This is a genomic window from Pseudomonas multiresinivorans (assembly GCF_012971725.1).
GTDB classification, from domain to species: domain Bacteria; phylum Pseudomonadota; class Gammaproteobacteria; order Pseudomonadales; family Pseudomonadaceae; genus Pseudomonas; species Pseudomonas multiresinivorans.
The window spans coordinates 3,731,109-3,750,400 of sequence record NZ_CP048833.1 but is presented as its reverse complement, the minus strand read 5'-3'; the positions used below and the strand labels follow the sequence as shown (position 1 = coordinate 3,750,400).

Below are 19,292 nucleotides of genomic sequence, written 5' to 3'. Positions count from 1 at the left end.
ATGACATTACGCAACGCCTGGTTGTATGGCCTGCTGCTGGCGAGCGCGGCAGGCCAGGGGCAGACACTGGAAGAGGCCGTGCGCGCCGGCCTCGCCATCCATCCCGAAGTCCGCGCCGCAGTGGCCGAAGCGGAGCGCGGCAAGACCGATGTGGAGATCAGCAAGGGCGGCTATTACCCGCAGGTGAGCATGTCCGGCGGGCCCAACGAGTTCGACTTCGGCGAGGTGGTCTACGACCTCACCGCGTCCCAGATGCTCTACGACTGGGGCAGGATGAAGAGCAAGGTGGACAGCGCCAGGGCCACCCACCGCCAGCTCGACGAGAGTGCGCTGGTGAGCCGCGAGGATGCGGCGCTGGACATAGTCGAGACCTACCTCGATGTGCTCGCGGCCCAGGCCCGGATCGACACGGTGCGCGAGCATATCCAGCGCCTGGGCGACATCCGCGAGATGACCCGGGCACGTGGCGGCGACGGCTACTCCGACCGCAGCGAGCTGGATCGCGCCAATCTGGAACTGTCCCGCGCGCAGGAGCAGTTGTCCCTGGAGAAGGGCGCCCTGCAGGACGCCCGCAACCAGTACGAGGTGCTGGTCGGCAGGCCGCCGGCCGATCTCGCCGAACCGGAGCCACTGTCCATGCAACGCTACCTGGTCGGCACCGACATGAACCGGCTGATTGTCGACAGCCCGCTGTACCGCAAGGCCGCCGAAGATGCCGAGGTGGCCGAAGCCAAGCTGCGCGAAAGCAAGGCCTCGCTGTTGCCGCAGGTGAACCTTGAGGCGTCTTCCCTGCGCCGGGAGATCGGCGGGCACCTGGAGAACGACTCGGTGGTCTCGCTGCGCCTGCGCATGGACACCTTCGAAGGCCTCTCCAACTTCCGCCGGCCCACCGCCGCCCAGCAGCACCTGGAGTCCACCCGCTGGACGCGTGACGCGATGCAGCGCGACATCAAGCGCAAGCTGCTGACCCTGTTCGACACCGACGACACTCTGCGCTGGCGGCAGGATTCACTGGTGCAGCAGGTGCACGAGTCGGACCAGGTCAGCGGTGTCTACCGCGACCAGTTCGAGGTCGGCCGGCGCGACGTGATCGACCTGCTCAACGTGCAGCGCGAGCGCTTCGAGGCCGAGCGCCAGCTCGCCAACCTGCGCTTCGAGCGCAAGCGCGTGGAGTATCGCGCCGCCGCGCAGATCGGCCTGCTCGGGCCGCTGCTGGAAAACCACCTGGCTCCGGGAGCATCCTGATGAACGCCGATAACGTGGTACTGCTGGCGCAACACGAGGCCGAAGCCGATCCGCTACGCCAGGGGCTTTCGCTGCTCTGTCACCAGCTGGGCAGGCCGCTGGGCGTGGCCGAACTGGGGGAGGGCATGCCGCTGCACCAGGGGCATCTGCCGCTGCGTTTCGTACCCCGAGCGCTGCGCCGGGCGGACATCATCGCGCGGGTCGAGCGCCTGGCCCTGGCGAAAATGGACAGCTACCTGCTCCCGGCGCTGCTGCTCCTGGAGGACGGCGGCACCCTGGTGCTCTGCGAGCTTGATGGCGAAACCGCGAGCGTACTGGTGCCGCACAGCGATGGCGGGGTCGAGCGGATAGCCCTGGCCGAGTTGCAGCATCGCTACAGCGGCGTGGCGATCTTCGCCAAGTGCCGCTATCGCGCGGACGGGCGCGTCGGCGATTTTGCCAGGCGCGAGCCGGACCACTGGTTCTTCGGCCCGCTGCGGAGGCTATGGCGCTCCTATTTCGAAGTGGCCATGGCGGCGATGATGGCGAACCTGCTGGCGATTGCTTCGGCGCTCTTCGCCATGCAGGTGTATGACCGCGTGGTACCCAACGCGGCCATGGACACGCTGTGGATCCTCGCCACCGGCGTGGGCCTGGCGATCGTGCTGGAGGGGGTGATCCGCGCCCTGCGCGGCCACCTGCTGACCACCATGGGCAAGCGCATCGACCTGCAGCTCTCGACCCTGCTGTTCGAGCGCGTGCTGAATACCCGGCTGGCCGCCAAGCCCGGTTCGGTGGGGGCGTTCAGCACGCAGGTGCGAGAGTTCGAGGGTGTGCGCGAGTTCTTCACTGCTTCCAGCGCGGCGATGATCAGCGACCTGCCTTTCGTGCTGTTGTTCCTGCTGATCATCGCGCTGATCGGCGGACACCTGGTCTGGGTGCCGGCAGTGGCGGCACTGCTGATGCTGTTACCGGGGCTGTTCTGCCAGGGCCTGCTGGCGCGGTTGTCGCGGGAGAACCTGCGCGAGGGCGCGGTGAAGAACGGCATCCTCCTCGAATCCATCGAGAACCTCGAATCGGTCAAGGCCACCCGTGCCGAAGGCCGTTGCCTGCACCTCTGGGAAACGCTCACCGCGCAACTGGCCGGCAACGCCATGCGCACCCATACGCTGACCACGGCGCTGTCCTACGGCGCAAGCATCGTGCAGCAGCTGTGCTACGTGGGCGTCGTGGTATTGGGCGTGTACCGCATCAGTGCGGGCGAGCTGAGCGTCGGGGCGCTGGTGGCCTGTTCGATCCTGGCGTCCCGCGCAGTGGCGCCGCTCTCCCAGGCTGCCGGCATCCTAGGCCGCTGGCAGCACACCAGGGTGGCCATGGAAGGGCTCGACCAGTTGATGCAGGCACCGATGGAGCGCCCGCAGGACAAGCGTTTCGTGCGCAAGGAGCGCCTGGCCGGGCACTACCGCCTGGAAGCCCTCAAGCTGGCCCACGGCGAGAACCCGCCGGCGGTGGACATCGCCGCACTGGAAATCCGCCCCGGCGAACGCATCGCGCTGCTGGGCGGCAACGGTGCGGGCAAGTCCACCCTCCTGCGCCTGCTGGCCGGGCTCTACGACGCGGACTCCGGCCGCCTGCTGCTGGACGATGTGGCCATTGCGCAGATCGATCCATCCGACCGGCGCCGCCACGTCGGCTATCTGCCGCAGGATGTGGCGCTGTTCTACGGCACCTTGCGCGACAACCTCAACCTGGAGGGCGCCGCAATCAGCGACGAGGAAATGTTCGAGGCGCTGGACGGTGTCGGCCTGGGCGATTTCATCCGCTCCCATCCGCTGGGGCTGGACCTGCCGCTGCTGGGCAACGGCAGCCTCTCAGGCGGCCAGCGCCAGGCCGTGGGTCTGGCCCGGGTGCTGTTGCAGGACCCGCCCGTGGTGCTGCTCGACGAGCCCACCGCGAGCTTCGACCAGAGCACCGAACTGCACGTCATCGGCTACCTGCAGCGCTGGCTGGAAGGTCGCACGCTGGTGATGACCACACACAAGAAGACCATGCTCGCCGTGGCGACCCGCGCCGTGGTGCTCAGCCAGGGCAAGGTGGTCATGGATGGCACCCTGGACCAGATCGTCAAGGACCGCACCGTGCATATCCCCGGACAGGAAGGAGCCGTCCATGGCCAGTGAATCCCGCGCCGCCGAACGCCTGCGCCGAGAGCTGCAGGACCCGTTGCTGGCCGCCAGCCACCCGGTATCGCGGCCGTTGCTCTGGGCTCTGTTGCTGAGCCTGATCGCCGCCATTGCCTGGGCGGCCTGGGCCGAGCTGGACGAAGTGACCCGCGGTGACGGCCGCGTGGTGCCCTTCAGCCGCATGCAGAAGATCCAGAGCCTGGAGGGCGGCATCCTCGATCGCCTGCTGGTGCAGGAGGGCGAGTTGGTGCAGGTCGGCCAGCCGCTGGTACGCCTGGACCGCACGCACTTCGAGACCTCCTGGCAGGAGGCGGCCAACCAGGCCGAGGTGCTCGGCGCTGCGATCGCCCGGCTGGACGCCGAGGTGATGGGCCAGGACCACATCGTCTTCCCCGATGGCATGCCTGCCGACGGCCCGGTGGCACGCTCCGAACGTGAGCTGTTCAAGTCGCGCCGCGACAAGCTGGAGGAGAACTCCCGCTCGCTGCAGAAACAGATCCGCCTGGCGCAGAGCCAGCTGGCGCTGGTGCAACCGTTGGTGGAGCGCCGCGCGGTGAGCCAGATGGAAGCACTCAAACTGAGCCAGGACATCGCCACCCTGAGTGGCAAGCTCACCGAGCTGAAGAACAGCTACTTCCAGGACGCCTACACCGAACGCCAGGAGAAGAAGGCCCAGCTGGCGCAGATTGAACCCATCGTCCAGCAACGCAAGGACCAGTTGCGCCGCACGGAAATCCTCTCGCCGGTGCGCGGGCGGGTGAACACTGTGCTGATCAGCACCCGCGGCGGCGTAGTGCAGCCGGGCGAGCCGATCATGGAAGTGATCCCGGTGGAAGAGCGGCTGCTGGTGGAAGCCAAGGTCAAGCCGCGTGACGTGGCCTTCCTGGTGCCGGGCATGCCGGCCAAGGTGAAGATCACCGCCTATGACTACAGCATCTACGGCGATCTCAAGGGCACCCTGGAACAGATCAGCGCCGACACGATCGAAGAAGATACCGTGCACGGCAAGGAGTACTACTACCAGGTGCTGATCAAGACCGATGGCAGCCAGCTCAAGCGCAATGGCGAGGTCTTGCCGATCATTCCCGGCATGGTCGCCGAGGTGGACATCCTCAGCGGCAAGCGCAGCGTGCTCAACTACCTGCTGCGGCCGTTGCTGAAGGCGCGGTTGATGTAGCGGCTATCGGGCACGGATCGCCCAGGTAGGAGCGGGCTCTGTCCGCGATGGTTTCGCCCTGCGTCGGGTTTGGTCGGAGCGGGGATGAGTCGATCGCGGACAGAGTCCGCTCCTACGCAAGTCTGGTTATTGGCAGCAATCGGAACACCCGGCGTGCGCCTCCTTTCCGCGACAGGAAAGGGCCGGGGACCTGGGGAGGGCAAGGCGTGGCACTGTAGGGGCGAGCCCGCCGGCCATGGTATCCGGGCGGGGCTTGCCGCTGGGCTCGCTCCTACGGCGGCCGATCGATCCTCGCACCCGCCACTCTGGCTCTTCCTGCAGGAGCGAGCTTGCTCGCGAACCGCCCAGCGCCGGAGTCACCGGGAAACTCGTTCGCGAACAAGCTCGCTCCTACAGATGCACGGCCGAGCGCAGGAGCGGACTCCGTCCGCGATCGACCCAACACCGATCCAATCGACCAGGGAGCTGGGCGCAATCATCGCGAACCGAGTCCGCTCCCACGAGCGAGGCTCCAGCCGCGGCCCCAAAGAAAAGCCCCTCTGTGGCAGAGGGGCTCAGGGTGGTTCGCGAGCAGGCTCGCTCCTGCGCGCGCCGTTTCAGCCGCGCGAGGCTTTCCAGCGGCGGATCACCAGCTTCTCCAACTCCACCGCGAAGAACACCGCGATGCCGATGCCCAGCGAGATCAGCCAGCCGCTGAAGGGCAGGGCGACGGTATGGAAGGCGGTCTGCATGAAGGGCACGTAGATCACGAAACACTGCAGCAGGATCAGCGCCAGGGTCACCGTGAGCAGCGCGCCATTGCGCAGCAGCGCCCAGTTCAGCGAGAACTCCTCCTGCAGGCGGCAGTTGAACAGGTACGCCCACTGCGCGGTGACCAGCGTGTGCAGGATCATGGTGCGGATGTAGTCGGTATCGTGGCCGTTGCTGACCAGCCAGGCTTCCAGCAGGAAGGCCGCGGCGGTGAGCAGGCCGCCGACGTAGAGCACCCGCCAGACGGCGAAGCCGTTGAGGATCGACTCCTTCGCGTTGCGCGGCGGCCGGCGCATCATCCCCGGCTCGCCGGGCTCGAAGGCCAGGGCGAAGGACAGGGTGGTGGAGGTCGCCATGTTCATCCAGAGGATCTGCAGCGGCGCCAGCGGGATCACCGCGCCGGCAAGGATCGCCATGACGATCAGCAGGCCCTGGGCCATGTTGGTCGGCAGGATGAACAGCACGGTCTTCTTCAGGTTGTCGTAGACCCGGCGGCCCTCGCGCACGGCGCCGGCGATGGTGGAGAAGTTGTCGTCGGTGAGCACCATGTCGGCGGCTTCCTTGGTCACCTCGGTGCCCTTGATGCCCATGGCGATACCGACGTCGGCCTGCTTCAGCGCCGGGGCGTCGTTGACCCCGTCGCCGGTCATGCCGACCACTTCCTCGTTGGCCTGCAGCGCGCGCACCAGGCGCAGCTTGTGTTCGGGGCTGGTGCGGGCGAACACCGAATACTGCAGGGCGAGGGATTTCAGCTGCGTATCATCGGCCTGCTCCAGTTCCTGGCCGGTCATGGCGCGCAGGTCGTTGCCCATGCCGAGCATGCCGGCGATGGCGACGGCGGTGTCCGGGTGGTCGCCGGTGATCATCTTCACCTGAATGCCGGCGCGCTTGCACAGGGCGATGGCCTCGATGGCCTCCGGGCGCGGCGGGTCGAGCAGGCCGGCGACGCCGAGGAAGATCATGCCGTCCTGCACATCCTCGTGGTCGATCACGCCGTCATCGGGCTGCACCGGCTTGTAGGCGGCGGCGAGCATGCGCAGGCCCTGGCCTGCGATGAAGCCCATCTCGCGCTCCCAGTACTCGCGGTCCAGCGGCTCGGCGCCGTTCGCGCCCAGTTGCTGGTTGCACATGCGCAGCAGCACGTCCGGCGCGCCCTTGAGGTAGACCAGGCTCTGCCCGGCGACGTCGCAGCGGCGGGCCATGTACTTGTAGGCGGAGTCGAAGGGAATCTTGCCGAACTTCTGGAACTCGACCTCCGGCAGGTTCGCCTTGCGCGCCAGCACCTTCAGCGCGCCCTCGGTGGGCCCGCCGACCACGCCCCAGCGGCCTTCTTCATTGAGCTGCAGGCTGCTGTCGTTGCAGATGTCCACCGCGCGGATGAAGGCTTCCAGCGAGCCGTGTTGCGAGCAGTCGAGTTCATCGCTGGTACTGCCGAAGGTGATACGGCCCTTGGGCTCGTAGCTCTGGCCCCCGACGCTGTAGAGACCGTTGGCGAGCAGCACGCTCTTCGCGGTCATCTCGTTCATGGTCAGGGTGCCGGTCTTGTCCGAGCAGATCACGCTCATGGCGCCCAGGGTTTCCACGGTCGGCAGCTTGCGGATGATCGCCTTGTTCTGCGCCATGCGTTGCACGCCCAGGGACAGGATGATCGAGACGATGGCCGGCAGGCCCTCGGGCACCGAGGCCACGGCCAGGCTGATCAGCGACAGCAGCAGCTCGCCGAACGGATAGTCATGCCAGAAGAAGCCGATGATGAAGAGCACCACCATCATGCCGACGATCAGCTGGAAGATGCGCTTGCCCAGCTCGGCGATCTGCCGCAGCAGCGGGGTTTCGCTTTCATCGACGTTGGCGATCAGCTTGTTGATGCGGCCCAGCTCGGTGTTCGCTCCGGTCTCGATCACCACGCCGCGCGCGTTGCCTGCGCTGACGTTGGTGCCGGAGAACCCGAGGTTCAGGCGGTCGGCCAGCAGCGCCTCCTTGTCCAGCGCGCCGGCCTGCTTGCCGACGGTGAGGGATTCGCCGGTGAGCATCGATTCCTCGACCTGCAGGTGGTGCACGTCGAACAGGCGCACGTCGGCGGGAATCTTGTCGCCGGGGCGCAGGATGACGATGTCGCCGGGTACCAACTGGGCGGCGTCCATCTCGATCTTCTTGCCGTTGCGCACCACGTGGGCGGTGCTGCTGAGCATGCCGCGCAGCGCGGCGAGGGATTTCTCCGCCTTGTTCTCCTGGAAGAAGCCGATACCGGCGTTGATCACCGCAACCAGCAGGATGACGATGGTGTCCGTCCAGTGGCCCATCAGCGCGGTGGCCACGGCGGCGGCCAGGAGGATGTAGATCAGCACGTCGTTGAAGTGCCGGGCGAAACGCAGCCAGAGGGGATCGACGTCCTTGGCCGGCAGCGCGTTGGGACCGACGCGCAGCAGGCGTGCGCCGGCGTCGTCTGGCGAAAGGCCTTCCGCGCTGGTCTGCAGGTCGGCCATGGTCTGCTCGATGCTCTTGCGGTACCAGTCGGTGGCTTGCGGTTTGTGGTCGGTGGTTTGCGGTGCAGTCATGCTCTGACTCCCGGCTGCTGCCTGGTGGGAAAGTGGGACTGCACCCAGACTAGACGGTGGGGATTGCGCCGGACCTGTCATATCTCAAGGTTCGGCGGGTCCTCGCTGAACCTTTGCTGAACAGCGTAGGAATTGTCATCAGAGGTGGCGATTGGCGTAGGAACGGACTCCGTCTGCGATCGACTCAGCATCGCTCCGACCCGTCCCGGAGTGGGGCAAACCATCGCGGACGGAGTCCGCTCCTACGTGGCCGGTGGCTCCAGTTCCCGCGTTCCGCCGACCCGGCTGGCTTGCCGCCAGCGGTTCGGCGTGCAGCCTACGAGCTTGCGGAAGCTGCGGCAGAAGTGTGACTGGTCGGCGAAGCCGCATTCCTGGCCGACCTGGGAAATCGGCGCGTCGCCGCTGGCCAGCAGCTCGCGGGCGCGGTCGATGCGCAGGCGCAGCGCCCATTCCCGCGGCGAGAGGCCGGTGGCCTGCTTGAACGCACGGGAAAAGTGGCTGCGCGACATGCCGCACTGTTCGGCGACATCGGCGATGTACAGGCGGCTGAGCAGGCAGCCGGCGAGGATCTGCTTGGCCTTGCGCTCCTGCCAGGGGGCGAGGGCGAGGCGTTCGCCATCGCTGCGCGCGTCGTTGCACGGTTCCGGCATGCGGTAGTGCTCCAGCAGATGCCGGCAGAGGCGCTGGCTGGCTTCGTGCAGCCCTTCGCCGGAGGACTGCAGTTGCTCCATGAGCTGCAGGACCAGGCGGTGTGTCGCGGGGGCGAGCATGGTCGCTACCTGGTGGGCAGGTGCGGGCATGATGTCTCTCTTCTCGTCGGCTTCCAGTGGCGACAAAAGCCGTCTGAATAAATGAAAAATTCAAGGTAAATCAAGGTGATCCGATGCTCAATCGAATTCGCCGGAGGCAGCGCTTTCAAGCACATCCGTCCAAGAAAAACCTCGTGGGGCATGGTCGACTGGCGCGACCCTCGTCTTGTGCCAAGATGCCCATTCCCACAGCCCCGAGCGACCAGCCATGAACCGTAACGACCTGCGCCGCCTGGACATGAACCTGCTGGTGATCTTCGAATCCCTGATGCTGGAGCGGAACCTCACCCGCGTCGGCGAGAAGCTGTTCATCACCCAGTCCACCGTCAGCGCCGCCCTGGCGCGCCTGCGCGACCTGTTCGACGACCCGCTGCTGGTGCGCGCCGGCCGCGCCATGGAGCCCACCAGCCGGGCGCTGCACATCTTCGAGGAGCTGCGCCCGGCGATGGATGTGATCTCCGCGGCGGTGAGCCGGGCCAAGTCCTTCGAGCCCGAGACCAGCTGCAATATCTTCCGCCTGGGCCTTTCCGACGATGCCGAGTTCGGCCTGTTTCCCGCGTTGCTGGCGCGGCTGCAGCAGGATGCGCCGAATGTCACGGTGGTGGTGCGCCGGGCGAATTTCCTGCTGATGCCGGCGCTGCTCTCGTCCGGCGAGATCACCGTTGGCGTCAGCTACACCACCGACCTGCCGGCCAACGCCAAGCGCCGCAAGCTGCGCGATATCGGCGTGAAAGTGCTGCGCGGCGACGACCGCCCCGGCTCGCTGACCCTGGACGAATACTGCTCGCGGCCGCACGTGATGGTGTCCTTCTCCGGCGACCTGAACGGCGCCATCGACCTCGACCTTGAGCGTATCGAGCGCCGCCGTCGCGTGGTGCTTGCCGTGCCGCAGTTCGGCAGCCTGCGCGCGCTGCTGCGCAACACCGAGATGATCGCCACCGTGCCGGACTACGCCGCCTGCGCCCTGGTGGAGGACAGCTGCCTGCGCGCCGAAGATCCACCGCTGGAAATCAAGCCGGCGGAGCTGTCGATGGTCTGGAGTGCCGCCCACGACAACGATCCGGCCGAGCGCTGGTTGCGCGAGCGGATGGTGGAATACATGAGCGCGCCGCTGCAGTAGATCGCTTGCCCTTGTAGGAGCGAGCTTGCTCGCGAACAACCCTCACGCGGGAGTCGGTTCGCGAGCAATGACTAGGCGTCCCCCTCGCTCCTACAGGCTCGTTGAGGCGCCGGAGGGGGCTCAGTCACGTAGGGCGAATAACCTGGAACAGGTTATCCGCCGGCTCGGTTGCGGCGGATAACGCTGGCGCGTTATGCGCCCTACGGAGGTCCGGAGGCCGCCTGATCTAGAACACACCCTTGAGCGGGTACTCGATGATCACGTAGATGCGGTCGATGTCCGCTCCGCCCTGGGCGTCGTTGGCGCGGTGCGAGACCTGGGCGAAGCTCAGCGCCAGGTCCTTGGCCGGGCCGGATTGCACCACGTAGCGAACGTCGAGGTCGCGCTCCCAGTGCTTGCCGCCGTCGCCATAGGCAGGCTGGCAGGTGCCGCCCTGCATGGGGTTGTAGGCGCCGCCACAAGGCGCATGGGTGCCGTCGATGCCGCTGCCGCGTACGTAGCGTGCGGAAAGGGTCAGGCCGGCAACGCCGGCGCTGGCGCCATCCCACTGGTAGCGCGCCTGCCAGGAGTGCTCGCCGGGGCCGTTGAAGTCGGCGTACTTGATGGAGTTGGCGAGGTAGATGGAGTCGCCGCCGACGAAGTCGAAGGGCGTGTCGCCGTTGATCTTCTGGTAGGCGAGGCTCAATGCATGGCTGCCCAGGGCGACCTTGCCCAGCAGGCTCCAGGCCAGGGTGTCGATGTCACCGGCGCGGGCGCTGCCGGTGTCGCCGGTCTTGTACAGGTTGGCGTCCACCGACCAGCGACCGACACGGCCATTGAGGTTGGCGTAGCCCTGGCGCCAGACGTCGTCCAGTTGGCTGGCATAGAGTGCACCTCCCCAGTTCGCATTTGGTGCGCTCCAGGTGGCGCCGGCCAGGCTCAGGCCGCCGAAGCGGGTGCTGGCGCCGTAGCCTTCGAATTCGCCGTGGCTGGAGCTGGAGTCCTGGTTCTTGAAGGCCGTGAAGCGCCCGGCTTGCAGGCGCAGGCCCGGCAGGCTCCTGTCGTCGAGGAACCAGCCGGTGGCGTATTCGGGTTGCAGGCGCTTGTCGCCGGTGTCGAACACCGGGGTTTCCACTTCCATCTCGCCCCAGGCCAGGCTGGTGTTTTCATGCACCAGGCGCAGCGCGGCGCCGGCATCGGAGTACTCGCTCTCGCTGCGACCGTCGCTGTCCAGCGGCAGCAGGCCGGTGCCGGCGTGGCCGCGCCCGCCATCGAGCTTCAGGCCGAGGAAGGCATGGGCATCGACGCCCAGGCCAATAGTGCCGGGCGTGACGTCGCTGCTGAACTTGCCGATGAAGCCCTGCGCCCATTCACGGCGCAGGCTCTGGCCGTTGGGGCCGGGGCTGCGGTAGTCGTTGTCGAGGAAGTAATTGCGCGACAGCAACGACCAGTCGGCGGCATGGACCGGAACGCAGGCGAGCGCCAGGGCGCAGGGAAGCAGGGCGTTTCTCACGGTCTGGGCTCCGTGTGGAGGGCGCCAGGGCGGGGCAGGGCGAGGCGATAGCTTCCCGGCCCGGCAATCGCCAGGCCGGCGAAGAGAATCAGCATCCACCAGGCGAACTGGCCTTCTTCCAGCGACCACTGCGGGTGCACGAACACCAGTGCCACCAGCAGCACGGCGACCACCGGCAGGCAGGCGAGGCGGGCGAACACGCCGAGGATCAGCAGGATCGGGCAGAGCACTTCGGCGAATACCGCCAGCGCCAGGGTTGGCGCAGCGCCGAGGCCGAAGGGGTCTTCGATGCGCTGCAGCTCGCTTTGCCAGTGCAGCAGCTTGGGCAGCCCGTGTACCTGGAGCAGCAGCAGGGCGGCGGCAACGCGCATGAACAGAAGCGCTAGCGCGCCGGAGCGGTCGTGAGTCGGCATGGGGTCTTCAATCCTGCGAATGAAAAGGGGCGGCAATGCCGCCCCTTTCCGGTGCCCGGGCTCAGTGGCCTTCGCTGGCGTTGAACATGGTCTTGGCGTAGATCAGGCCCAGGCCGTAGGCGCCGCCATGCTCGATGGAGGTCTTCACGGTGGCATCGTAGGTCTCGCCGCGGGCCCAGTCGCGTTGCAGTTCCAGCAGGTACTGCAGGGAGGTCATCGGGCGGGCGCCCAGCTGGATCATTCGTTGCAGGGCCATTTCGTGGGCCTCGGTGGAGACGTCGCCACAGGCGTCGGCGATGACATAGACCTCGAAGCCCTGGTCAATGGCCGACAGGGCGGGGCCGACGATGCACACGGAGGTCCAGAGGCCGGCCAGGACGATCTTCTGCTTGCCGAACTTGTTCACTTCCACGGCGATGCGCGGGTCTTCCCAGGTGTTCATGCTGGTGCGGTCGATGACGTTGTGCTCGGGGAAGACCGACTTGATCTCGTCGAAGATCGGGCCGGAGAAGCTCTTCTCGGCGACGGTGGTGAGGATGGTGGAGACGTCGAACTCCTTGGCTGCCTTGGCCACCAGGGCGGCGTTGTTACGCAGGGTCACCGCGTCGATGGACTTGGTCGCGAAGGACATCTGCGACTGGTGGTCGATCATGATCAGGGTGTGGTCGGTGGGGTTGAGCAGGGTCTTGCCGGGAACGGCTTTGGCGATGGCGGTCATGGCGATGGTCCTTGTGAATGGCGTGGGTGGATGAGGTTCGAGTGCTCGGTGGGCTCGGACTGCCGTAGCCGGTGCCGAACCGTGGACGCATCTTTGCCGATCGGCGAAAGGCGCGGAACAGACAGCCTTGCACGGCCACTTTGCAGTTCTGCAAGACCCGTCCGAAGGCTTTGATGAGCAGACTATGGTTCCGCCGTCCCGGCATTTATTGGACCTGTGTGCTCGGCCCGCCTGGCGGAGAATGATGCAAGCGTGCGATTCGCCGGCGTGGCGAATCGGTACAGTGGTTCTTTCCCATACCGGGGCACGCGAGACCGCCAAGCCCCGTTTGCGTGCGAGTAGAAGAATGAAAACAGTGGCCATGGTGCTGTACGACGATGTGCTGGCGCTGGATGTAACTGGGCCGATGGAGGTGTTCTCCATGGCCAACCGCTACCTGCCGCCGGAGCAGCATTACCGGTTGCTGACAATGGCGGCGAAGCCCGAGGGCGTGCGCGCCTCCAGCGGCCTGAAGATGAGCGCCGACCTGCCGCTGGAAGCGCTGCTCGCGGGCGTCGACCTGCTGCTGGTTCCCGGCGGGCCGGGCGCCTACAACGGTCGCAACGACGCGCTCACGGCCTGGCTGCCGGTAGCGGCGCGCGCGGCGAAACGCTATGGCGCGGTGTGCACCGGAGCCTTCCTGCTCGGCGCGGCCGGGTTGCTCGACGGCTACCGCTGCACCACCCACTGGAATTACCTGGAGCGCCTGGCACAGCTGTACCCGCGCACCCAGGTGCAGGCCGAGCGCATCTACGTCATCGACCGCAACCTGATTACCTCTGGCGGCGTCACCGCCGGCATCGACATGGCGCTGGCGGTCGTGGCCGAGGACCACGGCAAGGATGTCGCACTGGAAGTCGCCAAGGTGCTGCTGGTGGTGCTCAAGCGCCAGGGCGGGCAGACGCCGTTCGGCCCGCTGCTGGTGTCGGTGGTGCGCGACGGCTCGGTGATCGCCCGCGCACAGGCCTACGTGGTGGACCACATCGACGAGCCGCTGACGGTGAACCGTCTGGCCGAGCAGGTGGCCATGAGCCCGCGTAACTTCGCCCGAGCCTTCCAGCGCGAAACCAGCATGACGCCCATGCAGTACGTGCAGAGCGCGCGCATCGACCACGCGCGCAAGCTGCTGGAAAGCAGCGACCTGCCACTCAAGCAGGTGGCCTGCCGCAGCGGCTTCGGCAGTCCGCGGCACATGCGCACGGTATTCGGCGAACGCATCGGCATGACGCCGAGCCAGTACCGTGAGCAGTTTGGCTTCGCCTGATGGCAGTACGCCGCATTTCACGCCAGTTGACCGTCCGGCGCACCCTGATTGGCCGAATCCTTCCCCCTGCGGGAATTGCGCTGTCACACGAGGACGGGAAAATACCCTGACCACCAATCAGGGGCGCGTCACCTCGGTAATGGCCAGATCGCCTGGAGGAGCCGTTGTAGAGCGATCCGTCAGATCCGCAGACGTGAGCAGGACATGAGCGATAGCACGGAAAACCGCACCGAGACCGTCCTGCAGTTCGGTCGCTTCCAGTTCCACCCCTACAAGCGCCAACTGCTGCAGGGGGACCGCCCGGTACGCATCGGCAGCCGGGCGCTGGACATTCTCCAGGTGCTGATCCGCCAGCCCGGCGAGATCATCGCCAAGGACAGGATCATTGCCCAGGTCTGGGGCGATACCGTGGTCGAAGAGATCAACCTGCGCGTACACATCGCCGCCCTGCGTCGTGCCCTCGGCGAAGGCCGCACCGGCGAGCGCTACATCGCCAACGTGCCGCTGCGAGGCTATGGCTTCGTCGGCGTGGTGGAAACCGTCATCGCTCCGCAGCAGGCCGCCGCACTGCCCTGTGAGGTGCGCGCCAGCAACCTGCCGGTGCTGCTGATGGGCCTGGTCGGCCGCCAGGCGCTGCTGGAGCGGGTGGTGAAGCAGTTGCCCGCGACGCGCCTGCTGACTCTGGTCGGCCCTGGCGGCATGGGCAAGACCTCGCTGGCGATCCACTGCGCCGAGTTGCTGCACAAACAGTTCAGCCAGGTGCGCTTCCTCGATCTGTCCATCGACCCGGACGGCATCTCCCTCAGCCAGAACCTCGCCGTCCTCCTGCGCGAGCCGGCGCAGGAGCCGACCCTGCTGTTGCTGGACAACTGCGAGCACCTCGCCGAGCGCTGCGCCGAGGCGGTGGAGCACCTGTTGCGCCTGCATCCGGCGTTGAGCATTCTCGCCACCAGCCGCGAGCCGTTGCGCGCGGAGGGCGAACACGTGTTGCGCCTGCCGCCGCTGGAGGTGCCCGCGCAGGACGACGCGCCGCTGGCACTGGCCATGTGCAGTTCGGCGGTGCAGCTGTTCGTGATGCGCGCGCGGGAGGTCTGCGACCGCTTCGAGCTCAAGCCGGGCCAGGTGCGCGCGATCATCGATATCTGCCGGCGCCTGGACGGTATTCCCCTGGCCATCGAGATGGCGGCGCGGCAGGTGGGCATCCTCGGTCTCGCCGGTCTGCCGGCCCTGCTGGATACGCCCATGCAACTGCTGATGCCTGGCCGCCGCACCGCGCCGGCGCGGCAGCAGAGCCTGCGCGCGACCTATGACTGGAGCTACGGCCTGCTGGACGTTGCCGAGCAGCGCTGCCTGCGCCTGCTTGCGCAACTGGGCGAGGACTTCACCCTCGACACGGCGGTGGCCTCGCTCGACGGCGACCGCCTGTGCCGCGACTGCGCGTTCGCGACCGTACGCCAACTGGCGGACAAGTCGCTGCTATGGGTGGAGCAGGGTGAGTGTGAGGTTCGTTATCGCGTGCCGAACACGGCGCGCGCGTACATGCGGCAGGTCGACATGGCCAGCACTGCAGCCTGAAGGCACGTAGGAGCGGACTCCGTCCGCGATAATTTTCGGCGCACTGCGGACCTGTCGCGGACGAAGTCCGCTCCTGCAAAAGCCCTCCGTCCCGTGTCGAACGTCGCGCACGCTGGCGCTTTTCGTAGGAGCGAGCTTGCTCGCGAACCGCCCAGCACCGGAACGGCCAGGAAGAGCGTTCGCGAGCAAGCTCGCTCCTACAGGTCGCCCCATCATCACTGTCGGGCGGATAACCCATGCCGGAATATGCGCCCTGCAAAAGCCCCAACCCAGCACATGCGTCCAATAGGCCAGCCGCGGCTGAGGCCAAATCCGTGCATCCCGTGCCTTACATCGCGCACGCTGGCGCTTTTCGTAGGAGCGAGCTTGCTCGCGAACCGCCCAGCACCGGAACGGCCAGTGAAGAGCGTTCGCGAGCAAGCTCGCTCCTACAGGTTGCCCCATCACCACTGTGGGGCGGATAACCCGCTCCGGGTTATGCGCCCTGCGAAAGCAAAAGCCCCAACCCAGCACATGCGTCCAATAGGACCGCCGCGGCCGAGGCCATAGTGACCGGACCTCAACCCCGAGCCCGGAACACCCATGAGCGCCGAAGCCATCGATCTGAACAGCGTGGTGACGCTGGTGGTTCACCACAAGGTGCGTTGCGAAGCGCTGCCCAGCTACGAGGCCTGGTTGCGCCGCACCGTCGCTGCCGCGCGGCGGCAGCCGGGGCACCTGGGCGTCAACGTGATCCGCCCGGACGGCGAGGGCGCGATGTTCACCACCGTGGTGCGCTTCGCCCGTGCCGGCCAGCTGCAGGCCTGGATCGACTCCCGCGAGCGCGCCGAGCTGGTCGCCGAGGTCCTGCCGCTGCTGGAAGAGGGTGACCACCCGCTGATCCACAACGATGCCGAGTTCTGGTTCACCCCCGAGCACGGCAGCGTGCGCCAGCCACCGAAATGGAAGCAGGCGTTGCTCACCTATCTGGTGATCAGCCCGCTGACCATGGTCATTCCACCTCTCTGGGCGCCCGCGTTCGAGCGCTTCCCAGTGTTGGCCGGCGTGGTGCCGAGCAACCTGCTGGTGACCCTGTGCATCGTCCTCCCGGTGGTCTACCTGATCATGCCGTGGGTGACCCGGCGTTGCGCCGGCTGGCTCAACGCGGACTGAGCCTTCCCCTGACTTTTCCCTCCCGCGGCGCCCGCGTGGTGCCCGTCCCCACATCGTCCTGCATGGCAGGCAGAGGAGTTTCCATGAGCACTTTCGTCACCCGCGACGGCACCGAGATCTATTACAAGGACTGGGGCAGCGGCAAACCCGTGCTGTTCAGCCACGGCTGGCCGCTGGACGGCGACATGTGGGAATACCAGATGCAGTACCTGAGCAGCCGCGGCTACCGCACCATCGCCTTCGACCGCCGCGGTTTCGGACGTTCCAGCCAGCCGTGGAGCGGCTATGACTACGACACCTTCGCCGACGACATCGCCGGCCTGATCGAGCACCTGGACCTGCGCGAGGTGACGCTGGTGGGGTTCTCCATGGGCGGCGGCGACGTCAGCCGCTACATCGGCCGCCACGGTACCTCCCGCGTCGCCGGCCTGGTGCTGCTGGGCGCCGTCACTCCGATCTTCGGCGAAGCCGCCGACTTCCCGCAGGGGGTGGAGAAGGGCGTGTTCGACGGCATCAAGGCCGGCCTGCTGCAGGATCGTGCGCAGTTCATCGCCGACTTTGCCGCGCCGTTCTACGGCACCAACCACGGCCAGAAGGTCTCCGAGGGCGTGCTGACCCAGACCCTGAACATCGCCCTGCTGGCCTCGCTCAAGGGCACCGTGGATTGCGTCACTGCGTTCTCCGAGACGGACTTCCGCGCGGACCTCGCCAAGGTCGACGTGCCGACCCTGGTGATCCACGGCGATGATGACCAGATTGTGCCGTTCGAGACCACCGGCAAGCTGGCTGCCGAGCAGATCCCGGGCGCCGAATTGAAGGTCTACGCCGGTGCGCCCCACGGTTTTGCCGTCACCCACACACAGCAACTCAACGAAGACCTGTTGGCCTTCCTGCAACGCTGAGGTACCCGAGCATGAGCAACGCAGAGCTGATCCTGTTCAACGGCAAGCTGCACACCGTCGACCCTGAGCGCCCGCGCGCCACCGCCGTGGCCATTGCCGACGGCAAGTTTCTCGTCGTGGGCACCGACGCCCAGGCGATGGCCTATCGCGACGCTTCGACGAAACTGGTCGACCTCAATCGCCGCACCGTCATCCCCGGCCTCAACGACTCGCACCTGCATCTGATCCGCGGCGGCCTGAACTACAACCTGGAGCTGCGCTGGGAAGGTGTGCCGTCGCTGCACGACGCCCTGGAAATGCTGCGCCTGCAGGCCCAGCGCACTCCGTCGCCGCAGTGGGTGAGGGTGGTCGGCGGTTGGAACGAATTCCAGTTCGCCGAGCGCCGCCTGCCGACCATCGAGGAGCTGAACAAGGCGGCGCCGGATACCCCGGTGTTCGTCCTGCACCTCTATGACCGCGCGCTGCTGAACCGCGCCGCACTGCGCGTCGTCGGCTACACGAAGGACACGCCGAACCCGCCCGGCGGCGAGATCGTTCGCGACAGCAATGGCGAGCCCACCGGAATGCTGATCGCCCGTCCCAACGCGATGATCCTCTACGCGACCCTGGCCAAGGGGCCGAAGCTGCCGCTGGAATACCAGGTCAACTCCACCCGCCAGTTCATGCGCGAGCTGAACCGACTGGGCCTGACCAGCGTGATCGATGCCGGCGGCGGCTTCCAGAACTACCCGGACGACTACCAGGTGATCCAGCAACTGGCCGACGCCGACCAGCTCAGCGTGCGCATCGCCTACAACCTGTTCACGCAGAAGCCCAAGGAAGAGCTGGCGGATTTCAGGAGCTGGACCAGCAGCGTGACCTACGGCCAGGGCACCGACTTCCTGCGCCATAACGGTGCGGGCGAGATGCTGGTGTTCTCGGCGGCCGATTTCGAGGACTTCCTCGAACCGCGCCCGGACCTGCCCGGCACCATGGAAGCCGAGCTGGAACCGGTGGTGCGCCACCTGGTCGAGCAACGCTGGCCGTTCCGCCTGCATGCCACCTACGACGAGTCCATTTCGCGCATGCTCGACGTGTTCGAGAAGGTCGACCGCGATATCCCGTTCAATGGCCTGCCGTGGTTCTTCGACCACGCCGAGACCATCACGCCGAAGAACATCGAGCGCGTCCGCGCCCTGGGCGGCGGTATCGCCATCCAGGACCGCATGGCCTTCCAGGGCGAGTACTTCGTCGACCGCTACGGCAAGCAGGCCGCCGAGGCCACGCCGCCGATCAAGCGCATGCTGGCCGAGGGCGTTCCCGTCGGCGCCGGCACGGACGCCACCCGCGTCTCCAGCTACAACCCCTGGACCTCGCTGTACTGGATGGTCAGCGGCAAGACCGTGGGCGGCCTGAGCCTGTACCCGGAAGGGCTGTCGCGCGAAGTGGCGATCCAGCTGTTCACCCACGGCAGCGCCTGGTTCTCCAGCGAGCAGGGCAAGAAGGGCATGCTCAAGGCCGGCCAACTGGCGGACCTGGCGGTGCTGTCGGAGGACTTCTTCAGCGTCGAGGAAGAGGCGATCAAGACCATCGAGTCCGTGCTCACCGTCGTCGGCGGCAGGATCGTCCACGGCGACCGCGAGTTCGACAAGCTGGCCCCGCCGAGCATCCCGGTGGTGCCGGAGTGGTCCCCGGTGGCCATGGTTCCCGGCCACTGGCGCCCGCAGGCCCCGTTACAGCAGGCCGTGCACCAGTGCGTCGGTTCCTGCGGCGTGCATGGCCACAGCCATGAACGCGCGCGCACGAAGGACGTGCCGGTGAGCGACTTCGCCGGCTTCTGGGGCGCGTTCGGCTGTTCGTGCTTCGCATTCTGACGGTGTGAGAGTCCGGCCCGTGAGGGCCGGACTGTAATCGTTCATCCATGGGCGAGGCTCTTT

The 19,292-nt window shown here is 66.8% G+C and carries 14 protein-coding genes; 9 read left to right on the top strand and 5 right to left on the bottom strand.

Annotated features, from left to right (window positions below; all coding sequences use genetic code 11):
- The 3 genes from G4G71_RS17005 to G4G71_RS16995 are packed head-to-tail and all read left to right on the top strand — an operon-like array spanning window position 1 to window position 4,584.
- A complete protein-coding gene (locus tag G4G71_RS17005) occupies window positions 1-1,245 on the top strand; it encodes a TolC family protein (RefSeq protein ID WP_169939219.1) in 1,245 nt (414 codons plus the stop codon).
- The gene (locus tag G4G71_RS17000; RefSeq protein ID WP_169939218.1) at window positions 1,245-3,404 is read left to right on the top strand and encodes a type I secretion system permease/ATPase; all 2,160 of its coding nucleotides are present in this window, start codon (window positions 1,245-1,247) and stop codon (window positions 3,402-3,404) included. The genes G4G71_RS17005 and G4G71_RS17000 overlap by 1 nt, the downstream gene beginning before the upstream one ends.
- Window positions 3,394-4,584 (top strand): beta-barrel domain-containing protein, encoded by a 1,191-nt coding sequence (locus G4G71_RS16995; protein ID WP_169939217.1) that lies wholly within the window; start codon window positions 3,394-3,396, stop codon window positions 4,582-4,584. The genes G4G71_RS17000 and G4G71_RS16995 overlap by 11 nt, the downstream gene beginning before the upstream one ends.
- Before the next feature lie 596 nt (window positions 4,585-5,180).
- On the opposite strand, the gene G4G71_RS16990 is transcribed toward G4G71_RS16995, so the two are convergent.
- Window positions 5,181-7,892: a cation-transporting P-type ATPase gene (locus tag G4G71_RS16990; RefSeq protein WP_169939216.1), complete on the bottom strand. Its 2,712-nt coding sequence runs from the start codon at window positions 7,890-7,892 to the stop codon at window positions 5,181-5,183.
- Between the two features lie 242 nt (window positions 7,893-8,134).
- Window positions 8,135-8,692 carry a helix-turn-helix transcriptional regulator gene (locus tag G4G71_RS16985; RefSeq protein ID WP_169939215.1) on the bottom strand — a complete coding sequence of 186 codons (558 nt, stop codon included), beginning with the start codon at window positions 8,690-8,692 and terminating at the stop codon, window positions 8,135-8,137.
- A gap of 217 nt (window positions 8,693-8,909) precedes the next feature.
- On the opposite strand from G4G71_RS16985, the gene G4G71_RS16980 reads away from it, so the two are divergent.
- The gene (locus G4G71_RS16980) at window positions 8,910-9,821 is read left to right on the top strand and encodes a LysR substrate-binding domain-containing protein (RefSeq protein WP_169939214.1); all 912 of its coding nucleotides are present in this window, start codon (window positions 8,910-8,912) and stop codon (window positions 9,819-9,821) included.
- Window positions 9,822-10,047: 226 nt separating this feature from the next.
- On the opposite strand, the gene G4G71_RS16975 is transcribed toward G4G71_RS16980, so the two are convergent.
- From G4G71_RS16975 to G4G71_RS16965, 3 genes are all read right to left on the bottom strand, one after another.
- A complete protein-coding gene (locus tag G4G71_RS16975) occupies window positions 10,048-11,313 on the bottom strand; it encodes an OprD family porin (protein ID WP_169939213.1) in 1,266 nt (421 codons plus the stop codon).
- Window positions 11,310-11,726: a DoxX family protein gene (locus tag G4G71_RS16970; RefSeq protein WP_169939212.1), complete on the bottom strand. Its 417-nt coding sequence runs from the start codon at window positions 11,724-11,726 to the stop codon at window positions 11,310-11,312. Before G4G71_RS16970 ends, G4G71_RS16975 begins: the two co-directional genes overlap by 4 nt.
- Before the next feature lie 61 nt (window positions 11,727-11,787).
- Entirely contained in the window at window positions 11,788-12,444 is a 657-nt protein-coding gene (locus G4G71_RS16965; RefSeq protein WP_024762844.1) for a hydrolase, read from the bottom strand.
- Window positions 12,445-12,790: 346 nt separating this feature from the next.
- On the opposite strand from G4G71_RS16965, the gene G4G71_RS16960 reads away from it, so the two are divergent.
- The 5 genes from G4G71_RS16960 to G4G71_RS16940 all read left to right on the top strand — a co-directional run bounded on the left by G4G71_RS16960 (window position 12,791) and on the right by G4G71_RS16940 (window position 19,229).
- Window positions 12,791-13,747 (top strand): GlxA family transcriptional regulator, encoded by a 957-nt coding sequence (locus tag G4G71_RS16960; RefSeq protein ID WP_169939211.1) that lies wholly within the window; start codon window positions 12,791-12,793, stop codon window positions 13,745-13,747.
- Window positions 13,748-13,951: 204 nt separating this feature from the next.
- On the top strand, window positions 13,952-15,322 hold the full coding sequence (locus tag G4G71_RS16955) for an ATP-binding protein (RefSeq protein ID WP_169939210.1): 1,371 nt from the start codon (window positions 13,952-13,954) through the stop codon (window positions 15,320-15,322).
- A 582-nt stretch (window positions 15,323-15,904) separates the two neighbouring features.
- Window positions 15,905-16,474, top strand: a complete 570-nt coding sequence (locus G4G71_RS16950) for a putative antibiotic biosynthesis monooxygenase (protein WP_169939209.1) — start codon at window positions 15,905-15,907, stop codon at window positions 16,472-16,474.
- An 83-nt stretch (window positions 16,475-16,557) separates the two neighbouring features.
- The gene (locus G4G71_RS16945; RefSeq protein ID WP_169939208.1) at window positions 16,558-17,376 is read left to right on the top strand and encodes an alpha/beta fold hydrolase; all 819 of its coding nucleotides are present in this window, start codon (window positions 16,558-16,560) and stop codon (window positions 17,374-17,376) included.
- 11 nt (window positions 17,377-17,387) lie between these two features.
- Window positions 17,388-19,229, top strand: coding sequence for an amidohydrolase (locus G4G71_RS16940; protein ID WP_169939207.1), 1,842 nt, complete (start codon window positions 17,388-17,390; stop codon window positions 19,227-19,229).
- Window positions 19,230-19,292: the final 63 nt, after the last annotated feature.

What these genes read in the sequence shown, in the direction of transcription:
- G4G71_RS17005 (WP_169939219.1), top strand. Translation starts at nt 1, where the DNA reads ATGACATTACGCAACGCCTGGTTGTATGGCCTGCTGCTGGCGAGCGCG.
- G4G71_RS17000 (WP_169939218.1), top strand. Translation starts at nt 1,245, where the DNA reads ATGAACGCCGATAACGTGGTACTGCTGGCGCAACACGAGGCCGAAGCC.
- G4G71_RS16995 (WP_169939217.1), top strand. Translation starts at nt 3,394, where the DNA reads ATGGCCAGTGAATCCCGCGCCGCCGAACGCCTGCGCCGAGAGCTGCAG.
- G4G71_RS16990 (WP_169939216.1), bottom strand. Translation starts at nt 7,892, where the DNA reads ATGACTGCACCGCAAACCACCGACCACAAACCGCAAGCCACCGACTGG.
- G4G71_RS16985 (WP_169939215.1), bottom strand. Translation starts at nt 8,692, where the DNA reads ATGCCCGCACCTGCCCACCAGGTAGCGACCATGCTCGCCCCCGCGACA.
- G4G71_RS16980 (WP_169939214.1), top strand. Translation starts at nt 8,910, where the DNA reads ATGAACCGTAACGACCTGCGCCGCCTGGACATGAACCTGCTGGTGATC.
- G4G71_RS16970 (WP_169939212.1), bottom strand. Translation starts at nt 11,726, where the DNA reads ATGCCGACTCACGACCGCTCCGGCGCGCTAGCGCTTCTGTTCATGCGC.
- G4G71_RS16965 (WP_024762844.1), bottom strand. Translation starts at nt 12,444, where the DNA reads ATGACCGCCATCGCCAAAGCCGTTCCCGGCAAGACCCTGCTCAACCCC.
- G4G71_RS16960 (WP_169939211.1), top strand. Translation starts at nt 12,791, where the DNA reads ATGAAAACAGTGGCCATGGTGCTGTACGACGATGTGCTGGCGCTGGAT.
- G4G71_RS16955 (WP_169939210.1), top strand. Translation starts at nt 13,952, where the DNA reads ATGAGCGATAGCACGGAAAACCGCACCGAGACCGTCCTGCAGTTCGGT.
- G4G71_RS16950 (WP_169939209.1), top strand. Translation starts at nt 15,905, where the DNA reads ATGAGCGCCGAAGCCATCGATCTGAACAGCGTGGTGACGCTGGTGGTT.
- G4G71_RS16945 (WP_169939208.1), top strand. Translation starts at nt 16,558, where the DNA reads ATGAGCACTTTCGTCACCCGCGACGGCACCGAGATCTATTACAAGGAC.
- G4G71_RS16940 (WP_169939207.1), top strand. Translation starts at nt 17,388, where the DNA reads ATGAGCAACGCAGAGCTGATCCTGTTCAACGGCAAGCTGCACACCGTC.